This window comes from Sphingobacteriales bacterium (assembly GCA_016706405.1).
Taxonomy (GTDB): Bacteria; Bacteroidota; Bacteroidia; order Chitinophagales; family UBA2359; genus BJ6.
Genome location: JADJJT010000002.1, coordinates 136,928 through 157,863, shown reverse-complemented (window position 1 = coordinate 157,863; position 20,936 = coordinate 136,928). Strand labels below are relative to the sequence as shown.

General features: G+C 41.5%; 17 protein-coding genes and 1 tRNA gene. 15 read left to right on the top strand and 3 right to left on the bottom strand.

Translation table 11 applies throughout. The features are described from left to right. The first annotated feature begins 60 nt into the window (after nucleotides 1–60). Both IPI59_07035 and IPI59_07030 read left to right on the top strand, forming a co-directional pair. Complete coding sequence (locus tag IPI59_07035) at nucleotides 61–726, top strand: class I SAM-dependent methyltransferase (protein MBK7527293.1); 666 nt, start codon at nucleotides 61–63, stop codon at nucleotides 724–726. A gap of 8 nt (nucleotides 727–734) precedes the next feature. Continuing rightward, entirely contained in the window at nucleotides 735–1,751 is a 1,017-nt protein-coding gene (locus IPI59_07030) for an AAA family ATPase (protein ID MBK7527292.1), read from the top strand. 12 nt (nucleotides 1,752–1,763) lie between these two features. Here the strand turns inward: IPI59_07030 and guaA are convergent, their stop codons facing one another. Then, complete coding sequence (guaA, locus tag IPI59_07025) at nucleotides 1,764–3,299, bottom strand: glutamine-hydrolyzing GMP synthase (GenBank protein ID MBK7527291.1); 1,536 nt, start codon at nucleotides 3,297–3,299, stop codon at nucleotides 1,764–1,766. Nucleotides 3,300–3,629: 330 nt separating this feature from the next. On the opposite strand from guaA, the gene rpoN reads away from it, so the two are divergent. From rpoN to IPI59_06960, 13 genes are all read left to right on the top strand, one after another. Next, on the top strand, nucleotides 3,630–5,171 hold the full coding sequence (gene rpoN, locus IPI59_07020; protein ID MBK7527290.1) for an RNA polymerase factor sigma-54: 1,542 nt from the start codon (nucleotides 3,630–3,632) through the stop codon (nucleotides 5,169–5,171). Nucleotides 5,172–5,425: 254 nt separating this feature from the next. Further along, nucleotides 5,426–6,745, top strand: coding sequence for an insulinase family protein (locus IPI59_07015; protein ID MBK7527289.1), 1,320 nt, complete (start codon nucleotides 5,426–5,428; stop codon nucleotides 6,743–6,745). A 184-nt stretch (nucleotides 6,746–6,929) separates the two neighbouring features. Next, nucleotides 6,930–8,723, top strand: coding sequence for a gliding motility-associated C-terminal domain-containing protein (locus IPI59_07010; GenBank protein ID MBK7527288.1), 1,794 nt, complete (start codon nucleotides 6,930–6,932; stop codon nucleotides 8,721–8,723). Nucleotides 8,724–8,789: 66 nt separating this feature from the next. Continuing rightward, nucleotides 8,790–9,449 (top strand): hypothetical protein, encoded by a 660-nt coding sequence (locus IPI59_07005; GenBank protein ID MBK7527287.1) that lies wholly within the window; start codon nucleotides 8,790–8,792, stop codon nucleotides 9,447–9,449. Between the two features lie 112 nt (nucleotides 9,450–9,561). Then, nucleotides 9,562–9,635: transfer RNA gene (locus IPI59_07000), tRNA-Met, on the top strand. A gap of 139 nt (nucleotides 9,636–9,774) precedes the next feature. Beyond that, the gene (eno, locus tag IPI59_06995; protein MBK7527286.1) at nucleotides 9,775–11,061 is read left to right on the top strand and encodes a phosphopyruvate hydratase; all 1,287 of its coding nucleotides are present in this window, start codon (nucleotides 9,775–9,777) and stop codon (nucleotides 11,059–11,061) included. 84 nt (nucleotides 11,062–11,145) lie between these two features. Further along, nucleotides 11,146–11,511, top strand: coding sequence for a hypothetical protein (locus IPI59_06990; protein MBK7527285.1), 366 nt, complete (start codon nucleotides 11,146–11,148; stop codon nucleotides 11,509–11,511). Between the two features lie 44 nt (nucleotides 11,512–11,555). Next, nucleotides 11,556–12,326 (top strand): PD40 domain-containing protein, encoded by a 771-nt coding sequence (locus IPI59_06985; protein MBK7527284.1) that lies wholly within the window; start codon nucleotides 11,556–11,558, stop codon nucleotides 12,324–12,326. A gap of 129 nt (nucleotides 12,327–12,455) precedes the next feature. Then, a complete protein-coding gene (locus IPI59_06980) occupies nucleotides 12,456–13,448 on the top strand; it encodes an aspartate-semialdehyde dehydrogenase (GenBank protein ID MBK7527283.1) in 993 nt (330 codons plus the stop codon). A 73-nt stretch (nucleotides 13,449–13,521) separates the two neighbouring features. Beyond that, nucleotides 13,522–13,893, top strand: a complete 372-nt coding sequence (locus tag IPI59_06975) for a BlaI/MecI/CopY family transcriptional regulator (GenBank protein ID MBK7527282.1) — start codon at nucleotides 13,522–13,524, stop codon at nucleotides 13,891–13,893. 162 nt (nucleotides 13,894–14,055) lie between these two features. Next, nucleotides 14,056–15,222 carry a M56 family metallopeptidase gene (locus IPI59_06970; protein ID MBK7527281.1) on the top strand — a complete coding sequence of 389 codons (1,167 nt, stop codon included), beginning with the start codon at nucleotides 14,056–14,058 and terminating at the stop codon, nucleotides 15,220–15,222. 80 nt (nucleotides 15,223–15,302) lie between these two features. Next, entirely contained in the window at nucleotides 15,303–15,599 is a 297-nt protein-coding gene (locus tag IPI59_06965; protein ID MBK7527280.1) for a methyltransferase domain-containing protein, read from the top strand. Further along, complete coding sequence (locus IPI59_06960; protein MBK7527279.1) at nucleotides 15,590–16,147, top strand: hypothetical protein; 558 nt, start codon at nucleotides 15,590–15,592, stop codon at nucleotides 16,145–16,147. The genes IPI59_06965 and IPI59_06960 overlap by 10 nt, the downstream gene beginning before the upstream one ends. A gap of 134 nt (nucleotides 16,148–16,281) precedes the next feature. Here IPI59_06960 and IPI59_06955 read toward each other — a convergent pair whose 3' ends face one another. Both IPI59_06955 and IPI59_06950 read right to left on the bottom strand, forming a co-directional pair. Continuing rightward, nucleotides 16,282–17,892 (bottom strand): gliding motility-associated C-terminal domain-containing protein, encoded by a 1,611-nt coding sequence (locus IPI59_06955; protein ID MBK7527278.1) that lies wholly within the window; start codon nucleotides 17,890–17,892, stop codon nucleotides 16,282–16,284. A 75-nt stretch (nucleotides 17,893–17,967) separates the two neighbouring features. Further along, a complete protein-coding gene (locus tag IPI59_06950) occupies nucleotides 17,968–20,838 on the bottom strand; it encodes a M4 family metallopeptidase (GenBank protein MBK7527277.1) in 2,871 nt (956 codons plus the stop codon). Between the last annotated feature and the right edge of the window lie 98 nt (nucleotides 20,839–20,936).

Here is a 20,936-nt window from a genome sequence, read left to right as displayed (position 1 = left end):
ACACTAACTAAGATTGTGTTTTAATAGCTAACTTTGCGGCCTTAAAATAACAGATAAGCTATGATTTCTCTACCAGATTTTAATAAAGCATTTGAATACGAAAACAATTTTTATTTAAGTTGCGACAATACACGTTTAAGTAAGATATTATCTCATTATGAACTTTTTAAGCAAGTAATTGGATTGCCCGGCGCAATAGTAGAATGCGGCGTTTTTAAAGGTGCAAGCTTAGTTCGTTTTGCCGGATTTAGAGACCTATTTGGCAATGCCTATTCAAATAAAATTATAGGCTTCGATATTTTTGGCGAATTTCCGGAAACCAATTTTGAAGACGACAAAAAATACCGCTCTAATTTTATAAATGCCGCCGGTGCCTCATCTATTTCGGTTGAGCAACTTAAAACAGTACTAACCCAAAAAGGTATAGATAAAAATGTAGAACTTGTTTCGGGAGATATTTTAAAGACTGTACCTGAGTATGTAAAAAATAATCCACACTTAAAAATTGCTTTACTAAATTTAGATACTGATGTTTATGAGCCTGCCGTTACCATTTTGGAACATTTCTACCCGAGAATTGTACGCGGTGGCGTTTTAATTTTAGATGATTACGGCACATTTCCGGGTGAAACCAAGGCTGTGGATGATTACTTTAAAGATAAAAAAGTCATTATCCGGAAATTTCCTTTTGCCATGACACCCAGCTATATTATTAAAGACGAGTAATCCCCCCCATGAATACCTCCCCCGCTTTGCTGCGCACCCCCGCCGATATAGCCCAATTAAACGAGCGCATACAATACGAAGCCTCGTTTTTAGATGGCCTTAACACCGAGTTGCGCAAAATTATTATAGGCCAACAATATATGATAGACCGGCTACTACTTGGCTTATTAGCAAATGGGCATATTTTGCTCGAAGGGGTACCCGGCTTAGCCAAAACCTTAGCCATTAAAACTTTAGCTCAGGCAGTACAAGCCTCGTTTAGCCGTATTCAATTTACCCCCGACCTACTGCCCGCCGACCTTATTGGCACGCTCATTTATAACCCAAACAACCACAGTTTTAGCGTAAAAAAAGGCCCTGTTTTTGCCAATTTTATTTTGGCTGACGAAATAAACCGCGCCCCCGGAAAAGTACAAAGCGCATTGCTGCAAGCCATGCAAGAGCGCCAAGTAACCCTAGGCGACACCACCTACCCCCTCGATGAGCCTTTTTTAGTAATGGCAACCCAAAACCCCCTTGAACAAGAAGGCACCTACCCACTGCCCGAAGCACAGCTTGACCGCTTTATGCTAAAAGTAGTGATTAATTACCCAAGTTTTGAAGAAGAACAGCAAATTATGCGCCTGAACATGGCCGAAACTTTCGAAAAAGTTAATCCCGTTTTACAAACAAGTACTTTGCTCAGGGCGCGGTCGGTAGTGCGCGAAGTATATATGTACGAAAAAATTGAACGCTACATTTTAAGTATTGTTTTTGCCACCCGAACGCCTCAAAATTATGGGCTTGGTAAATTACAACCCTTAATTAGCTACGGAGGCTCGCCGCGTGCCAGTATTAGCCTTGCTTTGGCTGCCCGCGCCCTTGCTTTTTTAAACAAACGCGGCTACGTAATACCAGACGATATCAGGGCTGTTTGCCACGATGTGCTGCGCCACCGAATAGGCGTAACCTACGAGGCCGAAGCCGAAAATATAAGCTCTGAACAAATTATTACCGAAGTGCTAAATACCATAGAAGTTCCTTAAAAGGCATATCGCTTACTCCCATTCAATAGTGCCGGGCGGTTTCGAGGTGATATCGTAAACAACGCGGTTTACATGGGGCACCTCGTTTACTATACGGTTCGATATTTTAGCTAATAAATCGTAAGGGATATGTGCCCAGTCTGCTGTCATGCCGTCTGTGCTGGTAACGGCGCGCAGGGCTATGCAGGTGTCGTAGGTGCGCTCGTCTCCCATAACGCCTACGCTGTGCAAGCCGGTATAAACGGCAAAATACTGCCAAATATGTTTATCCCATCCGGCGGCGGCAATTTCGGCACGGTAAATGGCATCGGCCTCGCGCAGTACAGACAATTTTTGGGCGGTAATCTCGCCAATAATTCGTATAGCCAAACCTGGCCCCGGAAAAGGTTGCCGCATAATTAGCCAATCGGGCAGCCCTAATACTTTTCCCATTTGGCGCACTTCGTCTTTAAACAAGTGGTCAAGGGGTTCAATAACGGCGGTAAAGTCCATGTTTTCAGGAAGCCCCCCAACGTTATGGTGGCTTTTAATGACGGCGGCATGAGCCGTACCACTTTCTATAATATCCGGATAAATAGTACCTTGCACTAAGAGCTCAATTTCGCCCAATTTTTTGGCTTCGTCTTCAAAAACCCGTATAAATTGTTCGCCAATAATTTTGCGTTTTTGTTCGGGGTCAGTAATGCCCTTTAATGCCGATAAAAACCTTTCGCTGGCATCAATCCGGATGAAGTTAAAATGAAATTTTCCGGAAAAAAGGGCTTCTACCTCATCAGCTTCATTTTTTCGCAGCAAGCCGTGGTCAACAAAAAGGCAAGTCAGCTGATTGCCAATGGCTTTGTGTACTAAGGCCGCAGCCACTGACGAATCGACCCCACCAGACAAGGCGCATAAAACCTTACGCGCGCCTATGCGCTGTTGCAGGGCTTGTACTTGTTCGGTTACGTAATTGCCCATCGTCCAATCGGGGGAACAGCCGCAAACCTTGTATAAAAAGTTTTGCAAAATAGCGGTACCGTCGGGAGTATGGGCTACTTCGGGGTGAAACTGTACGGCATACATTTTTTTGCCCGGATGTTCCATAGCACCGATGGGGCAGGTATTGGTATGCGCCGAAGCTGTAAATCCTTCGGGCAGTTTTGCTACGTGGTAGGTATGGCTCATCCAGCAGGTGGTTTGGCTTGGCAGGCCGTTAAACAGCAGCGATTGTTGGTTAAGTACGATGTCTTTTTTGCCATACTCGCGGTGTGGTGCTTTTTCGACTTGGCCGCCAAGGTCGTGCGCCATTAATTGCGCTCCATAACATATACCCAAAATTGGAATACCAAGTTGGTAAATTTGTTTGTCCACTACGGGGGCGTTGGCTTGGTACACCACGCTTGGGCCTCCGGTAAATATGATGCCGGCGGGTTTCAGAGCGGCAATTTTTTGGGCTGGTGTATCGTGTGGCAACACCTCGCAATATACATTGGCTTCGCGCACGCGGCGAGCTATAAGTTGGCGGTACTGCGCTCCAAAATCAAGTACCAATATAAGTTGATGCGACATACTGCAAAGATACGGAAAATTTGCAGTTGGCTTGTTTATTTAAGGTGTTTGCATTTTTATATTAGCTTTAAGAGTTAAAATTTATAGATTAATTATATGTGTATAAATGTTTTAGCGCAAATAGGTTTATCTAAAATAAGTCTTTAATTTTACAGTTTCGATGTTTTTTTATTTTTTTTAAACAAATAACCGATAGTTTGTTGTTTTTTTAGTATTTTTGGCATGAAATTAATAATATATATTGATTGTTTAGAATGAATTTATTTTATTTTGTTGCAATCTAATGGTTTTACTTTATTTATTCCGGAAATAAATTAACTAATTATTTATATGTTTAAGCAAAAGCTGCAACAAAAACTGGTTCAAAAGCTATCGCCACAGCATATTCAATTAATGAAATTGCTGCAAATACCTACGGCAGCGTTGGAAGAGCGCATTAAAGAGGAATTGGAGGCAAACCCCGCCTTGGAGGAACAGCAACTCGAAAATAATATTAGCGACCCGTTTGCCCCCACCTCGGCATCTGGCGATACTAATTTTGAATATGATGAGGAGAAAACCAGTGCAAATAACGACGAAGAAAATAGTGGAAGCGTTGAAATTGACACTTCTATTGATTTAAGTGATTATTTAGACAACGATGACGAAACATCATCGTACAAAACCCAAAGTGACAATTACAGCGGCGATCCGGATGAAGACCGGGGGCCAATTCCAATACCTGTGAGCGAAACATTCCATGAAAATCTAATGCACCAATTGGGTATGTTAGACATACCGGACACAGAAAACTATATTGCCACCCAAATAATTGGCAGTATTGATGAGGATGGTTACCTGCGCCGCGATATTGAAGCACTTGCCGACGACATAGCTTTTGCGCTAAATATTATGGTTACCGAACAACAAGTTTTAAACACTTTGTATTTGGTGCAAACTTTTGAACCCGCCGGCGTTGGTGCACGCGATTTACAAGAATGTTTAATTTTGCAAATTAAGCGACAGCTAACGAACGCAAACTCAAAACCCGACAAGCAAAAAACGCTTGAATATGCACTTTCTACAATTGAAAACTATTTTGACGAATTTGCCAAAAAACATTTCGAGAAATTGGCTCGACTATTAGATATCAACAGTGACCGGCTTAAAGATATTATGGCCGAAATTTTAAAGCTCAATCCAAAACCCGGCGGCTCGTTTACACCAACAGATAAAAGTACACTTTACATTATTCCCGATTTTACTATTCATAATAACAATGGCAAACTCGAATTAACGCTAAACGCACGCAATGCCCCCGACTTATACATTAGCAGCACCTACAAAGATATGTTAAAAGAATATGGGCGTGCAACCAATAAAACCCGGCAACATAAAGAAGCTATCTTATTTATAAAACAAAAGATTGACTCGGCAAAATGGTTTATAGATGCCATAAAGCAACGCCAGCAAACTATGCTTAAAACTATGGAAGCCATTATGCGTTACCAATACGATTTTTTCCTTTCGGGCGATGAAACCAGCCTGCGCCCCATGATATTAAAAGATATTGCCGATATTACCGCCTACGACATTTCTACCATCTCGCGGGTATCGAACAGTAAGTATGTGCAAACCGAGTTTGGTACTTTTAAGTTAAAAACTTTTTTCTCCGAAGCACTGCAAACCGAAAGTGGCGACGAAGTTTCGACACACGAGGTAAAAAAAATACTCTCAACAATGATAGAGGGTGAAAGCAAACGAAAACCCTTATCTGACCAAAAACTAACCCAGGAGTTAACTAAACAAGGCTATAATATTGCCCGCCGTACTGTTGCCAAATACCGCGAACAACTAAACTTTCCGGTTGCAAGGTTGCGCAAGCAATTGTAATTTTTTAAAATCAGAATCAAATATCGATTAATAAGCCAATGAGTTGTTGCGCCTGATTTTCGATACTATGTTAAAGACAGTGAGCGAAAGCAGCCAAATATCCGGAAGAAAAAGATTCAATTTAGCTGTTAACTTTTAGGCATCGCGCTTTGTGTGGATACTTTGGCAACTAACCTGCCGCTTGCCGCCCCTTACCTCAATATTGCTTAAAAATTTGTACTTTTGCGCTTTATTTGTACTTTCTTAATTTGTACATGAGCAGCAACCCTCAAAACATGCCACTTAACAGACGGCAAGCCCCGCCCTTACATGCAATAGATACCCTAAACATAGCTACCCCCCACGAATTTACCTTACCCAACGGTATCGAAGTTTGTTGGTTTGAACAAGTGCCGGCTGAAGTAATGCAAATAAAAATAGTATTGCCCGCAGGCCGATGGTACCAAAACCAGCCCTGTTTGGCCAATATTACTAACCGGATGATTCGCGAAGGCACAAAAAAGCATAATGCCGAACAATTAGCCGAAAAAGTTGAATTTTATGGTGCTGTATTCAGGTCGGGAGCTTATTCGCATTTTGCCGAGCTAACTGTAAACGGCTTAGTAAAACACCTGCCAATGTTGTTGCCTGTTTTAGCCGAATTGGCTACAGAACCCAGTTTCCCTGAAAATGAACTGCAAATTGTGGCCAACAACGCCGCTCAACGGCAAACCATAAACTTGCAACGCGCCGATTTTTTGGCCGACCAAGCCTTTAATACTCAAATTTGGGGCAATGAGCACCCTTATGCCAACCAAATAAGCCCTAACGACTTTTTAGCTATTACCCCCAAGCAATGCCAACAATTTTTTAAACAGCATTACCAATTACAAAACGCACGTATTTACCTTACAGGCCCCCTTAGCACTAAAGACTTGGCTTTAATTGAGCAATACTTTGGGCAAAATCAACAATCGTCAAAGGCAAACAATAAAAAACAACCGACAGCAGAAACAATAGCTCACCAAGCACAACCAGCCTCACCCGGATTGCATTATATTGGCCGCGAAAACAACATGCAGGCATCTATACGGGTAGGTTTGCCGTTATTTAACCAAACCCACCCACATTATAATGGTATGTTAATGCTGCACACTTTATTGGGCGGCTATTTTGGCTCGCGACTAAACCAAACCCTGCGCGAAGAACGCGGCCTGACTTATGGTGTTTACTCGTCAATAAGTTCGTATTTGCAAGGTGGCAGTTTTGCTGTCAGTACCGAAGCGCGTGCCGATGCCTGGCAGCAGGTAATAACCGAAATTACCGCCGAGGTAGAACGCCTGCAACAACGCCCCGTAAAACCCGCCGAACTAACCACCGCTCGCAATTACATTTTAGGCACCATGTTGGCCGGCTTAGACGGAGCTTTTAACCTGTCTGAAACCTACCAAGGTTTACACGCATACGGGCAAAATATAGACCATTTGCACCAGCAAATAGCCGAGTTTAGAACCATTACCCCAAAACAATTACAAGACTTAGCCAAAGAACACCTTAATATAAACGAGTTCAGAACGGTAGTAGTAGGGCAGTAGCAATACAGCACAATAACAGTTAAAAAATATCGTTTTGTTATATTGCCCTTCACTAACTTTACTTTAGCGTTCAGTTTTGGTCAAACAACAAATATACCCGCTCAATTCATACCTCAACGCCACTATACTAATAATATTTGCACAGATGATAATAATGAAGACAACGATAAAAAAATTTTTATCAATGCCTAATACAACCCTAACAAAAATACTGATTTGCTGGTTGTTGGGTACCGTTTTTTTCCGGATAGCTGCCTTTGCACAAGTTACACCTCCAATTATAAACTGCATTGAAATTAAAGTTGATGGCATCTTAATTTATTGGGAAAACACCCAAACCTGCGGCGCAGCCTTCGATGCACACGAAATATGGGTGTCGAACAGCGAAAACGGCCCGTTTACCAAACTAACCGAAATTACCGATGCCATGCTTACAAGCTATTTCGATAAAACCTCTAATCCAGACCAAAAGTGGTATTACTACATGATTACAAATTGTAACGGCGTTTTGTCAACTCAGTCGGCTATTGTTGATACCGACCTGCCCCAACCGCCCAACTTGTTTGCCGCCTCGGTAATATCTGACAATATTGTAACCCTAACCTGGCAGCCAAGCCCCTCGCCCGAAACCAAAGGCTACGTTGTTTATAAAGAAGTGGACGGTGTTTTAATAGAATATGCTATTATTAATGACCCACAAGCCGTTTCGTGGCAAGATACAAACGCCGAAGCCAATTTACACCCCGAAGCCTACCGTATGGCCGCTTTTGATGGTTGCAACCAGTTTGGCCCTAATAGCGGAACGCTGCACAAAACCATTTATTTAACCGCCACTACCGAAGATTGCGACGACGACATCACACTTACCTGGACACCCTACCAAGCATGGGGAACCGACTTGCTTGAATACCAAATTATAAAATTAGACACTACCACCCAACCGCCAAGTTTCGAAAAAATTGCCACCGTGCCCGTTACCCAAAATACTTTTGTTTATACCTTGGCAAACAACGAAACTTATGCCTGCTTTCAGGTAGATGCCTTGTATAAAGACAATGTATCGGAGGCAAACTCCAATACTGTTTGTGCCGGATATTTTAGCGCCAACGGACCCGAATACATGTACTTAACCCGTATATCGGTAAACGAAGATAACGATGTTGAGTTAGACTGGGTTTTAGACACCCAAAGCCCAAACAATAAACTGCAATTATGGCGCGCCAATAAAAATCCCAACGATTTGGTAAAATTAGCACAAATTGCCCCCCCACTTGCCTTTACCCCCGAAATGAGTACTATTGACGATGGTGCCGAAACCGATATCCGGAGTTATTACTACCAAGTGCGACATATAGACGAGTGTGGCCGTTTTGACACCACAAATATTGGTAAAACCATCTGGCTAAAAGGTAAAGACCAGTTTAATTTTAAAAATGGCCTTTCATGGACACCATTTGCCCTTAATTTTGCTCAGGCTACACAATACACTATTTGGCGCAAACCAAAAGACGGAGGTAGCTTTACGTCCATTGCCACCCTTGATCCTACGGTTTTAGAATACGATGACGATTATAATTCAATACAAGGCGACCCGGGGCAACAATGTTACCGGATTGAAGCAAGTTATACCATTACACTGCCCGCACCAGTTAATAAAACTCTAACACTAAGCAGTTTTTCAAATACAGTTTGTATAGAGCCTTTGGCGCGCGTTTATTTGCCCAATACTTTTATGCCCAACGGCCTAAACAGCACATTTAAACCCACTATTTTAGCCGCCGAAGTAGCTAATTATACTTTACATATTGTAAACCGCTGGGGCGAGGTTGTATTTACTACCACCGACCCCGCCGAGGGCTGGGATGGCCGCGTTCGTAACACCTTGGCACCACAAGGGGCTTACGCTTACCACTTAACAATGACCACCGAAGGAGGCCGTAACTTTGAGCGGCAAGGCTCGGTTTTACTAATCCGGTAGCTAATTTATGTCGGTTATAACAACAAAAACAAAACTTAATTCAAAAAATAACAACCCAACAAAATCATGAAACATCATCGTTCGAAAACTAAAATTGCCTCTTTTGTACTGGCAATACTAACTTTTTTTATAATTAATACCAATGCTACGCAAGCGCAAAAAATTAGCATTATGGGCAATATCCGAGCTTTTGGTATTGAAAAAGTTGTTCCAAACGACCAGTCATCGGTAAATTACAAGGGCACCACCGCTTTTAACGGCAATTTGCGCTTTTATGATAAAAATAAAATTGCTTTTAGGTTGGGCTTAGGGCTTAATAATTTAAAATATGAGTTTGAAGACGATACCTTAAAAACCAATTTTGAAGTGGCACGTAAAAGTACCGTAGCAATTATTGGTTTAGAAAAACACTTTGGCAACAATATTTTAATACCATATTTGGGTATATATGTGCCGTTTACTTTTAACTCACACGATAAAATTAAAGAGATTGGCGGCAATTTTATTGACGAAATTGACAATAAAAGTTTTTATGCCGGAGCTAATGTTGATATTGGTCTTTGGTTAAAACTTTTTAAATTCATCCGGATAGGAGCAGAATTTAATGTAGGTGTCAGCCAATTCAAATCTGAAATTATTGACAATTTAGTAGAAGGCCAAAGCTCAAAAATCAAACTTAAAAACTTAGACTATGGCGGAGCTTTTGCCATAGGTCTCGCTTTTTAGTTGCATAAAGCATTTGCCGGCAAAGTTTTTCAACCCAAACTTGCATAAGTCAATAAAAAAGCCTACCTTTGCGCCGCCATTGCGTAGCAATTGACTTTGTTTATTTTTTATTGGCGAGGTAGCTCAGCTGGTTAGAGCGCATGATTCATAATCATGAGGTCAAGGGTTCAAGCCCCTTCCCCGCTACAACTACATCAACGGCTTACGAAAATGCCCTTTCGTAAGCCGTATTTTTTTATTGCAACCTTTTTACCCTTCTGTTTGTCATTCGATTAATCAATTACCTACTTATTTAATTAATAATTATTTAAACCACCCCTTTCAAATGAGCAATATTTCGGATATTACCGGCCGCCAAATTCTTGATTCACGCGGCAACCCCACCGTTGAAGTTGATGTTTTAACCGAAGACGGCGATTTAGGCAGGGCTTGCGTGCCTTCGGGTGCCTCAACAGGTGCGCACGAAGCTATTGAACTTCGCGATGGCAACCCCGACTTTTACTCGGGTAAAAGCGTTTTGGAAGCTGTAAATAATATTGACGAACTGTTTAACGCATTAGAAGGGCTTAGCGTATATGACCAAACGTTTTTAGACAACCTAATGTGCGAGTTAGATGGCACCAATAACAAAAGTAATTTCGGTGCTAATGCCATTTTGGGCGTGTCGTTGGCCATTGCCCGTGCCGCCGCCGCCGCTAACGACCAAAAATTGTATCAATACTTAGGCGGTATGCAAGCCCGCACCTTGCCAATTCCGCTGATAAATATTTTAAACGGCGGCGCACATGCCGATAATAATATTGATTTTCAGGAGTTTATGATTGTTCCCGTTGGGGCCGATACTTTTTCTGAAGCCATCCGGATGAGCGTTGAAGTGTTTCAGCACCTCCGGAAAGTTTTAAAAGAAAAAAATCACAGCACCAATGTAGGAGACGAAGGCGGATTTGCCCCTAACCTCACCTCTAACCAAGAGGCTATTGAAACCGTTTTAGTGGCCATTGAGCGCGCAGGGTATCGCCCAGGCGAAGATGTGTTTATTGCCTTAGATGCCGCCGCTACCGAATTTTACAATCCAGAAACCGGACTTTATACCCTTAAAGCCACCAACGAAAACCTTAGCCCGGATGAAATGGTGAGTTTTTGGGCAAATTGGTGTAGTAAATACCCAATTATTTCTATTGAAGACGGTATGAGCGAAGACGATTGGAAAGGCTGGGGCGACCTAACCAAAAAATTAGGCAAAAAAATACAATTAGTAGGAGACGATTTGTTTGTTACTAATATTGAACGCTTAGAAAAAGGTATCCGGAAAAACATAGGAAATGCCATTTTAATTAAACTCAATCAAATTGGCACACTTACCGAAACGCTTAACTGTATTAGCATTGCTCATGCTGCGGGTTATAATTCGGTTATCAGCCACCGCTCGGGCGAAACAGAAGATACCTTTATTGCCGACCTTGCCGTTGCCGTAAACAGTGGCCAAATTAAAACAGGCTCGGTGTCGCGCACCGACCGCGTGGCCAAGTACAACCAGTTATTGCGCATTGAAGAAGAATTGGGCGACCGCGCACACTACCCCGGCAGCAGCTATAGATTTGTACGCGGGTAAACAAACACACAAATACAAATAAATTTATTTTAATAAAAAATATTCTCTCAACTAATGGAGTGTTTAAATTTTAAATATACTGGAGTGATAAAACTCTTTATAGCCCAAGTTTTTTTCTTTTCGATGCTCTTGGGTATTGGCTGTAAGCAATCAACAACAAATAACGCATCCTCCGGAAAAACTAACCAAGACACGGTATCAAGCCATGGACACAACAATCAGCATGGTGCAAATACCCCCGCAGCCAATGCTACAATTACCCATTACCCGCAAGAAAAACACCTGGCAAATATACGCCAACTAACAAATGGCGGCGATAATGCCGAAGCCTATTTTGCATTGGGCGACAGTTTGCTGGTATTACAAATTACCAACAAAGAAAAAAATATTAACTGCGACCAAATTTTTATGGCAGCATACCCCAAAAACCCGAAGAAGAGTTTAAATTAAACCTAATTAGCAAAGGCGGCGGAGGCAATACTTGCTCGTTTTTTATGGGCAACGACCAGCAAATAATTTATGCCTCAACCTTCCATCGTAACCCCAATTGCCCCGAAAAAACCGACTGGCGCAAAACGGGCAAATACGTTTGGGATTTATTTGCAGAGTTTGACCTGTTTGTAGCCGACAAATCTGGAAAAATAATAAAACAACTCACCAATAATAAAGTATATGATGCCGAAGCCACCTTGTCGCCCAACGGCAAACAAATGGTATTTACCAGTACCCGCAATGGCGATATTGACCTTTATACCATGAATGTTGACGGCAGCAATATTAAACAAATTACCAACCAGTTAGGCTACGACGGCGGTGCTTTTTTCTCGCCCAATGGCAAAGAAATTGTTTTTAGAGCCTCGCGCCCGCAAACACCCGAAGAACAAAAAGAATATAAAGACCTTTTAGCCAAAAATTTGGTGATGCCCACCAATATGGAAATCTATGTTTGTAATGCCGACGGCAGCAATTTGAGGCAGGTAACCAAATTAGGAAAAGCCAACTGGGCTCCCTATTTTCATCCGGATGGTAAACGCATTGTTTTTGCCTCGAACCACCACGCACAAGGCCGGGGTTTTAAATTTAACCTGTTTATGATTAACGTGGACGGCAGTAATTTACAGCAAATTACTTTCGACGAAACGTTTGACTCGTTTCCTATGTTTAGCTATGATGGCAAAAAATTGGTATTTTCGTCGAACCGCAACAACGGCGGCACCCGCGATACCAATATTTTTATAGCCGACTGGGTTGAAAACACACCTTAAAAACACTGTTTAACATTTTTTATTTAGGCAACTTGCCTTTTTTATGGTAATTTTGCCAATTAATGAGGTGTTTTAGTTAAACAACCAAGAACACTTTTTAATTTGTAGGAGTTTTCTTTTTCTTAATTTATGCGTGTTGCCGTTGTTGGTGCTACCGGTTTAGTAGGTGGTGTAATGTTGGAGGTTTTAGCCGAGCGGCGTTTTCCGGTAACTGAGTTATTGCCGGTGGCCTCAGAAAACTCAACTGGGCGTAGCATTAATTTTTCCGGAAAAGATTGGCCAGTTATTACCATTGACGAGGCAGTAGCTAAACGTCCTACTGTTGCGCTTTTTTCGGCAGGTGCTGATTTGTCGTTGCAATATGCACCACAGTTTGCCAACGCGGGCACAACAGTTATAGACAACTCATCGGCCTGGCGTATGCATCCGGATATACCTTTGGTAGTTCCGGAAATTAATTTTACAGCTATTAATCCCGCTTCAAACAAAATTATTGCCAACCCCAACTGCTCGACCATTCAGCTAGTAATGGCGCTTTGGCCGCTGCAACAAGCTTATGGTATTAAACGGGTGGTAGTATCAACTTATCAATCGGTATCGGGTACAGGCAAAGAAGCGCTGGCTCAATTAAACGCCGAGCGGCAAGGAAATGCCAATGCCGTTAAACGTGTTTATGCGCATACAATTGACAAAAATTGCCTGCCACAATGCGACGTTTTTGAGTCTAATGGCAGTGGCTACACCAAAGAAGAGCTAAAAGTGGTAAACGAATCGCGCAAAATTATGAACTTACCCAATTTGGCGCTTACCTGTACTGCCGTGCGCGTACCAGTGCAAATAGGCCACTCAGAAAGTGTTAATGTTGAATTTTATAAACCATACGACCTTAACGATGTGAAGCAAATATTAGCTGCTATGCCCGGCGTAGTGCTGCAAGACGACCCCGAACAACAACTATACCCCATGCCCATAAATGCAGCTAACAAAGATGAGGTGTTTGTAGGCCGCCTGCGCCGAGACGAGTCGCAACCCAACACTTTAAATATGTGGGTAGTGGCCGATAATTTGCGCAAAGGTGCCGCCACCAATGCCGTACAAATAGCCGAATATCTATTCAAATAAATGGATAAATAAAACAATACTAAACCAATAAACCCAAATTAATAGCCTAACGAAGATGATGATGCAACCCAATATGGCCTCAAAACTGCTTACCCCCCTTGAACTGCGGGTAATGAATATTTTATGGGACTTAAGACTGGCCTTTGTAAAAGATATTTTAGACGAATGGAACGAGCCAACCAAACCCGCCTACAATACCATTTCGACAACCGTGCGTATTTTACAAGAAAAAGGGTTTGTGCAGCACCAAGCGCATGGCCGCACACATCAATATTTTCCGGCCATATCAAAACTTGACTACCAACGAAGTTTAGTTTCAAATGTTTTACAAAATGCGTTTGCAGGCTCGGTTAGCTCGTTAGTATCGGCCTTGGTTGAGACTAATCAAATTAGCAATACCGAACTTGACGAATTGCAACAATTAATAAACAATAGTAAATTATAACTATAACATTGCAATAGGTAGGCTTAAAACATCCGGAGGCTTTTTTCTAATTGGATAGTTGATAAATGTTTTTCTTATATATACAACTCAAAAAAGACCGTACCTTTGCTGTTTGTTTGATGCTTGCTTGATAAACCTAACAATTAGTCGTATTTGTTTGCCATGATTGCTTATATCATTTTAACCTATTTACTTTCAATATCCGGATACTGTATTTACCGGCTTTTGGTATATAGGCGTATTACCAGCATTTGGCAAAAACGAAGTTTGTTTATTATTGTTGCACTGTCGTTAACGCTACCCGTAGCCATCGACAAATTTAACTCGACCACCAACCAAACCTACGCACCTTGTTTAGACACGCATCCAATACCCGAAGTTGTTTTTACCCAGTTTTGCCCCATTGACGGCTCCGAAATGGATATGTGCTACGAAAAAGCCGTTAGCCAACCCCATTTTTGCTCGTGTACCAATATTACCAAAAGTAATTTACTAACCTTTCAGCAGCATAAACTCTACGACTGGTTACTAAATTCAATACCCTACTTGCGCGAATTTGCGCTATTGTTTGCCCTTTTATTAATTGGATGGTTGCTGTTTAAAATATTGGGCTTATTTTATTTGGTTTCTACCAGCCACAAAGAACAAATAACCGTATCAGGTAAGGCCTATACCCTACTACACCCTAAAAAAGCTTATAATTTTGCCTCGTTTAAGTTGTGGCGCGGCTATATAGTTTGGCAACCCAATGCAACCCAGCTAACAACAAACGCGCAAACAGCCATTTTACACCACGAAATTTCGCATATCGAGCAGCGCGATACCTGGATAAAAATTATATTGCACTTATTGCAAATAATTTGGTGGGCTAATCCGGCATTTTATTTTTTCCGGAAAGAATTTGACTATTTGAGCGAATTTATTGCCGATGAGTTTGCCGCTAAATCTACCGGAAATACCAAACAATATGCTTCTTTGTTGCTTCAAATAAAACGGCAACAGAACCTGCCTTTGGCACACCATTACCAGCCCAAAAACAGCGAACTTAAACAACGGGTTGTTAATTTAGTCAATCCACCACAAAAACTCACACCTTGGCAAACCGCGTTTTACGGCATAATTGGCGGCTTTTGTTTAGTTTTGGCTACCCATTACACCCTGCCCGCCCTTGCCTACGAAATAGACGAAGTAAAACTATACCAATCCTTAGCCAATGCCAACCGTTTAACAGGCCGCTCGCTATTTTGTAAACACTGCCTGCTAACTGGTAAGTACGATATGCAGTTTAGCGCGCAAGCCGATAATTACACCTATTTTTGGCCTAATTAAGTACAATACCGCAAGTCAATCAATTAATTAATTAGTTATTACTTGCAGCTAGTAAATAATACCTACCAACTTGCCTGCCAATGCCGCCAAACAACGCAGTTTTTGATGCCATTGCCAACCAATACGATGCTATTTTTACCCAAACAGCCGCCGGAGAAGGGCAACGCAAAGCCGTTTGGCAATATGTAGCGCAATATTTTTTAAACCAAGAATCCAAGCAGTGCAATACCCCTCCTTTTTTCCGGATATTAGAGCTAAACTGCGGTACCGGCCACGATGCCGCTTGGTTTGCACAGCATAACTGCAACGTGTTGGCTACCGATATATCAAGCCAAATGATTGCAGTAGCACAACAAAAATTGCAGATTTGGGCTTAGCTGACTGGGTAACTTGCCAAGTTTTAGATACCCAACATCTAAGCCAGTTACCCCCCCAATACACCAACCATTTTGACCTTATTTTTTCTAATTTTGGCGGACTAAACTGCCTTTCGCCGCACGCTTTACAAGCTTTTGCAATGCAAGCTGCCGCCTGCTTAAAACCTAACGGGCGCTTAATATTAGTGGTAATGGGCACTTTTTGTTGGCACGAAACCGCCTATTTTTGCCTTAAAGGGCAACTAACCCAAGCTATACGCCGGCTTAAAAAAGGCAAACATGCCGCCCATATTGGCAACCAAGTGACGATAGATACGTGGTACTATCGCCCTGGGCGATTGGCTAAACTTTTAGCTCCGCATTTTAAGCCCATCCGGAAAAAACCCATTGGTATTGCCTTCCCTCCATCGTATTTAAACCCAGTAATTGCCGCCAAACCCCGCCTCATTAAAGCCCTTTCTTATACCGAAAATTGCTTGGGCAAAATACCCCCGCTGGCCTACACCTCCGACCATTATTTAATAGATTTTGTAAAACAAAATACTTAATACCTTCTGCAAACAAGGCGTAAAATTTGCTTGCCTGAACAGGAATTTTTTGGTGTACGCCATTTTTCCGGATGAAAAAGAAAAAAATTCCCTGCAAAAAACAAGTATTATTTTTTGTAGCGAAACGGAACGAGTTACCGCAACAGCGTAATATTCCCTTTTTGCGTTTCGGTTAATCCGGATAAAGGGTTGGTGTAGCTGAACATATATACATACACGCCAACGGGTGCGGGGGTGTTGTTGGGCAAAGTGCCGCTCCAGCCATCAAAGGCATTTCCGTTAAAAACACGCTGTCCGTAACGGTTATAGACAATTAGCTGGGCTTGGGTTATTGCCTGGTTTTGCGGTAAGGTAAAGCGGTCGTTGATGCCGTCGTTATTGGGGCTAAACGCGGTGGGCAGGGCAAGGGAGCGAGCTTGTTTGGGTTTGGTTGTGCCTTTTATGGGTGGTAAAGTAGTGGTGTCGGTGGTGGTAGTGTCGGTTGCGGGGCAATATACAATTAATGTATCGGTTTGCGAGAAACATGTATTATCGGCTTGTACCCAATATATGCCTGGTTGGTTTATTTGTGTTGATATGGTGGTTGCCTCATTGCTCCAAACTATGCCACCTGTACCGTTTATATTTGGCGTTAAGGATAAAAAGGGGGTATCCGGATGATAGCACCATAGCAAACTATCGGTTTCAAAATTAATAGTAATGGGTTCTATTACATAAACGGTTAAAGTATCGGTATTTACGCCATCGGTGGTTATATATTTAGTAGTTTGCGTGGGGCTAACTAATAGGCTGTCGGCAGTGGCGAGGTAGGCAGGTGGTTGGTTGGGTATAATTTGATACCATGTGGGTTGTACCTCGCCTTGGGCATAAAGCCATGTTTGCTCGGCTTGACAAATAACGCCATGTTTAAGCCAAGCGCACAAATGAGGCGTTACGGCAAAATTATCGAAAAAATATAAACCGTTTTGATGAATTTCTATCGGGTCGTTTGGGTCGCATTTATAGCAAGTATCAATATGATTGGTTTGAGAATGTGCATAAAAATTGCCAAAATTAAAATATTGGTAGGCGCTATCTGCTGTATATTCTAAGGTATAAGTTGTCCAGTCTTGGTGTTTAACAATGCCTTTCACTTCTACCTGTGGTTGTATGCCGGTAGGCAAATCTTTATTTTCAATAGTTTTTGATAATTGCAATTTTTGGGTAGTAAAATAAACGCCAATTTTATCAATATAACTATGCGAAACGAATTGGTCGCAACAGTTGTAAATAATGCCATTGCATACATCGAAACTAATGCGATAAGTACACCCAACGCGCAATGGTTTTGTTAATTGGGTGGCTAAATACCCCCGCCAATAAAAATGCTTTTTGGGCGGCACATCTCCATTATTAGATAATAGCCTAAGCGAAATAAACGATTTGTTTTGTGTGGGCAGTTTAACAAGCCTTCCTAAAGTGCCAAATGATTTATTCCCTGTAAAATACCCTGTGTCTATGCACGCCATTGCGAGGCTATCTGTAAAAGGAAAAAAACCATGATGATAATACTCCCACCATCCTTGTAGTCCGGGGTCCCACCAACCCTTAATTTGGTTAAACTCAAAAGGCACATCACAATAATTAGTTTTATTAGTGCCGGTTGTGTCGAAAATTTCAAAACTGCCGTTGTAAATAAGAGTTTGGGCTTTGGTATTAGTATATAAAAAAATGAAGCAGGATATTAAAAAAAAGTTGCTTTTCATGGGTGTAAAAATTATTAGGTAAACAGTCTAAGCCTCTTTGTATTTAACGTCGGGTTTAGGCTGCTATAATACAAGTTAATTGGCTTTAAACCATTTGCCCGAATACGTTTTATTTAGTGTTTGCAGTACTACAATATACATGCCGTTAAGTAAATTGTTGTTTTGCGGCAAGGGCAGAGTGTTTTCTCCGGGCATAAGTAATACATTTTCTTTTGTATTTATTTGCCCATTATAACTCACTAATAATAGTTTTGCTTGTTGCGGATTGTTATCGTTAAATTGGCACACTATTTTATTATTGTTAATAAAAAGCGTTTGTGTTAAATGACTATCGTCGCGCTTATTGTGGATAAGATTCTTTGTAGGGCAGTTTGCGGGTACATATTTAATAATATTAATTGTATGGTCTTCGACCTCACCATTTTGAAAATCTTCGCAGCCATCGTTTGGAATAGCAGCCCCTACCCGCATAGCTACTCGCATTACATTTCTTACCTCAGTATCAGTTAGTAATGTTAATGTATCTAAAATGGGTGGCAGCGATATGGGCAAATATAATCCATTGTCAAAATGGGTATATACTATTTCACTTGGGGAAAAATCGCCATCGTAGTTATTATCTATCCAAATTTTCCAATACAATGGATCCATGGTTGTTCCATATATTGTATTGTCGCCATGTTTGGCAATTAGTTCGGGGTCAAAATAACACCCGCGCATTGCTGTAAATTGTTCGTTTGAATTGCCACTAAGGCAAATACAATATCCATCATCATCAAATGTAATGCGCGTAGTATTACCTAAAGTAACGCTGTTTATATAATAGGAGTCGTGGTTAATATCACCGCCATTTACTTCGCATAAACAATTTGCATCTTGTTGATATTGCTCGCCTAATCCTACGGCATACCAAGCATCAACCACATTTTTGTAATTTTGCGAACATTCTCCAAAAACGTCTATAGCTGCTTGATCGGTAGCAGCCATAAAAATGGGGTAATCTATAAAAGTAAACTTATTTTCGCTAAGTCTTTCAAAGGTTTTAAATATTAAACTTTTAAAATTGCTCATACCCAATTTATTTACCGTATAGGCATCTCCGAGTTCATTAACACCTGTCGAAACCCCCCCACTACAGCCCTCACCTAACATAAAAGCCCAATAAGCAACAACGCCGGCTTTTATGTAAGCGGTCTTAGTTTGGTCTGACAAACTTTCGCTGTTTAACCAAGTAGTTCCTTTATAAGTATCTGCCTGAGACATATAGCCCCCACCAATAGGAACTTGTGAGGCACTTGGGCAATCGGCGTATCTAACAGGGGCATTTCTATTGTCTTCGCCGTGTATCCAATCCCAGTTTGTTAAATGTTGATTATTTACACACCAATGCTCTACAAAATCCCCCATAATATCGGCGATGCCTTCATGTAAAGCGCGTGATTGAATATAATTTGATGGAAATCCGATGTAATTATATAGGAACCCATGGGTAAATTCATGCCCTATTACATCAACCGATACATTGGGCCATATTGTGCTGCTGTATGCGGCACCTATTTGAATAGTGTTGGCATCAGTGTATCCGGAACAATGAGTGGTTGGGCTGGGCCACCAAACAGCATTGTTTACCGTCAAACCACTATTAAGGTGAATGCGCAACAGCGAGCCTGCATCGTCGTAACTATCTATTCCGTTTTCTTTATAAAAAGCATATACTTTATGTGCAGCCCAATAAGCGGTAACGCCGCTTAGGTCGTGGTGGTTATCCAAAACACCTAAATCTTTAAAAAGGTAATTATCATCTGATTTAATTTTTATATCTTTAGGCAAGGTATTGCCACTTATTGCCGTATTACAAGCTAAACTTACTTCAATAGGGGCGTAGGTGGCGGCATCGCTTAAAAGTTTAAAGGCATCGCCGCATTGTTGGGCGGTAATAGACCGACACCCATAAAATAAAGTAGGAACTTTTGTGCTGCTATACGAAGATCCGCAGCCATCGCTTGGTTGGGGCAGAAGTGTGCAGGTAGGGTCGGTATCGGCATTATCCCCGTTATTTTTATTTAAGCATTTTTTTAGGCAGGGATGGTCGCTGGTGGTTATGGTGTTTACTCCCGTTGGTAACGAAGGGCAACCCGAGCAAGACTCTAAACCAGCCGAACCAAATTTGATAATTTCGCCGTCTTTTAAGCTAATATAAAAAATTAAACCACCTCCATTCAAAGGCGCATATGTACTGACAATTAATACATAACAAGCTACATAGTTGTTATTCCTAATGCCGCGAGCCGCTTCTTCTTCAGTAACGAGGGGGCTTGCTATTTCGTGCCTATAAAAACTAGAATTAGCACGCCTGTTTTCGGGCTTAAACCTGTTTTTAAAAAAATCGGGCCAATCATCGGGAATAATCTCGTTTTTTTCTTGTTCTTTTGTTTTTGCGATGGCTATTTCAAAGGCATGTTCTAAACTTATGCACTTATTGGTATCAACATCAATACCTCGCGCCAAATCCCAATCAATAACACCTGCCACTTTACCCCCTTTACCGTTAATTAACATATCTGCACCATAAACTTTTATGCCTTTATGGTATTGTTGGTAATAATAGGCGGTATCGTATTGGCTGGAATTGTAAGTTCTTTTTTTAACAAATCGCAATTCGTCGTGTTTTCCCATTCCTAACCAAGTGTGCAAGTATTGCCTAACATACTCATTGGGGGTTAAATTGTAGTTATTGTCTATTACTTGGTATTGGGTACGCAACACTTCGGGTGGGTCGGCGCGGCGCATACCGGGTGGGGCTTGCTTGCTAAGGGTGTCAAGGGTAGAAGCGGGGGTGGTGTCTTGCTCGGCGGGTTCATAAGGTTTGGGTGTTGTACTTGGCTGTTGGCTTTCTAAAACAATGCTAAACTGAAAAAGCAAGCAGCTAAGTAAAAGGCTATACATTACCCCCCCCCCCTAAATTAAAATTTTTAACAACATGTTTCATTTTATACTATTTTTATGGATGAGAAAAAATTGGTTGTTTAAATCTGCCAGCAATT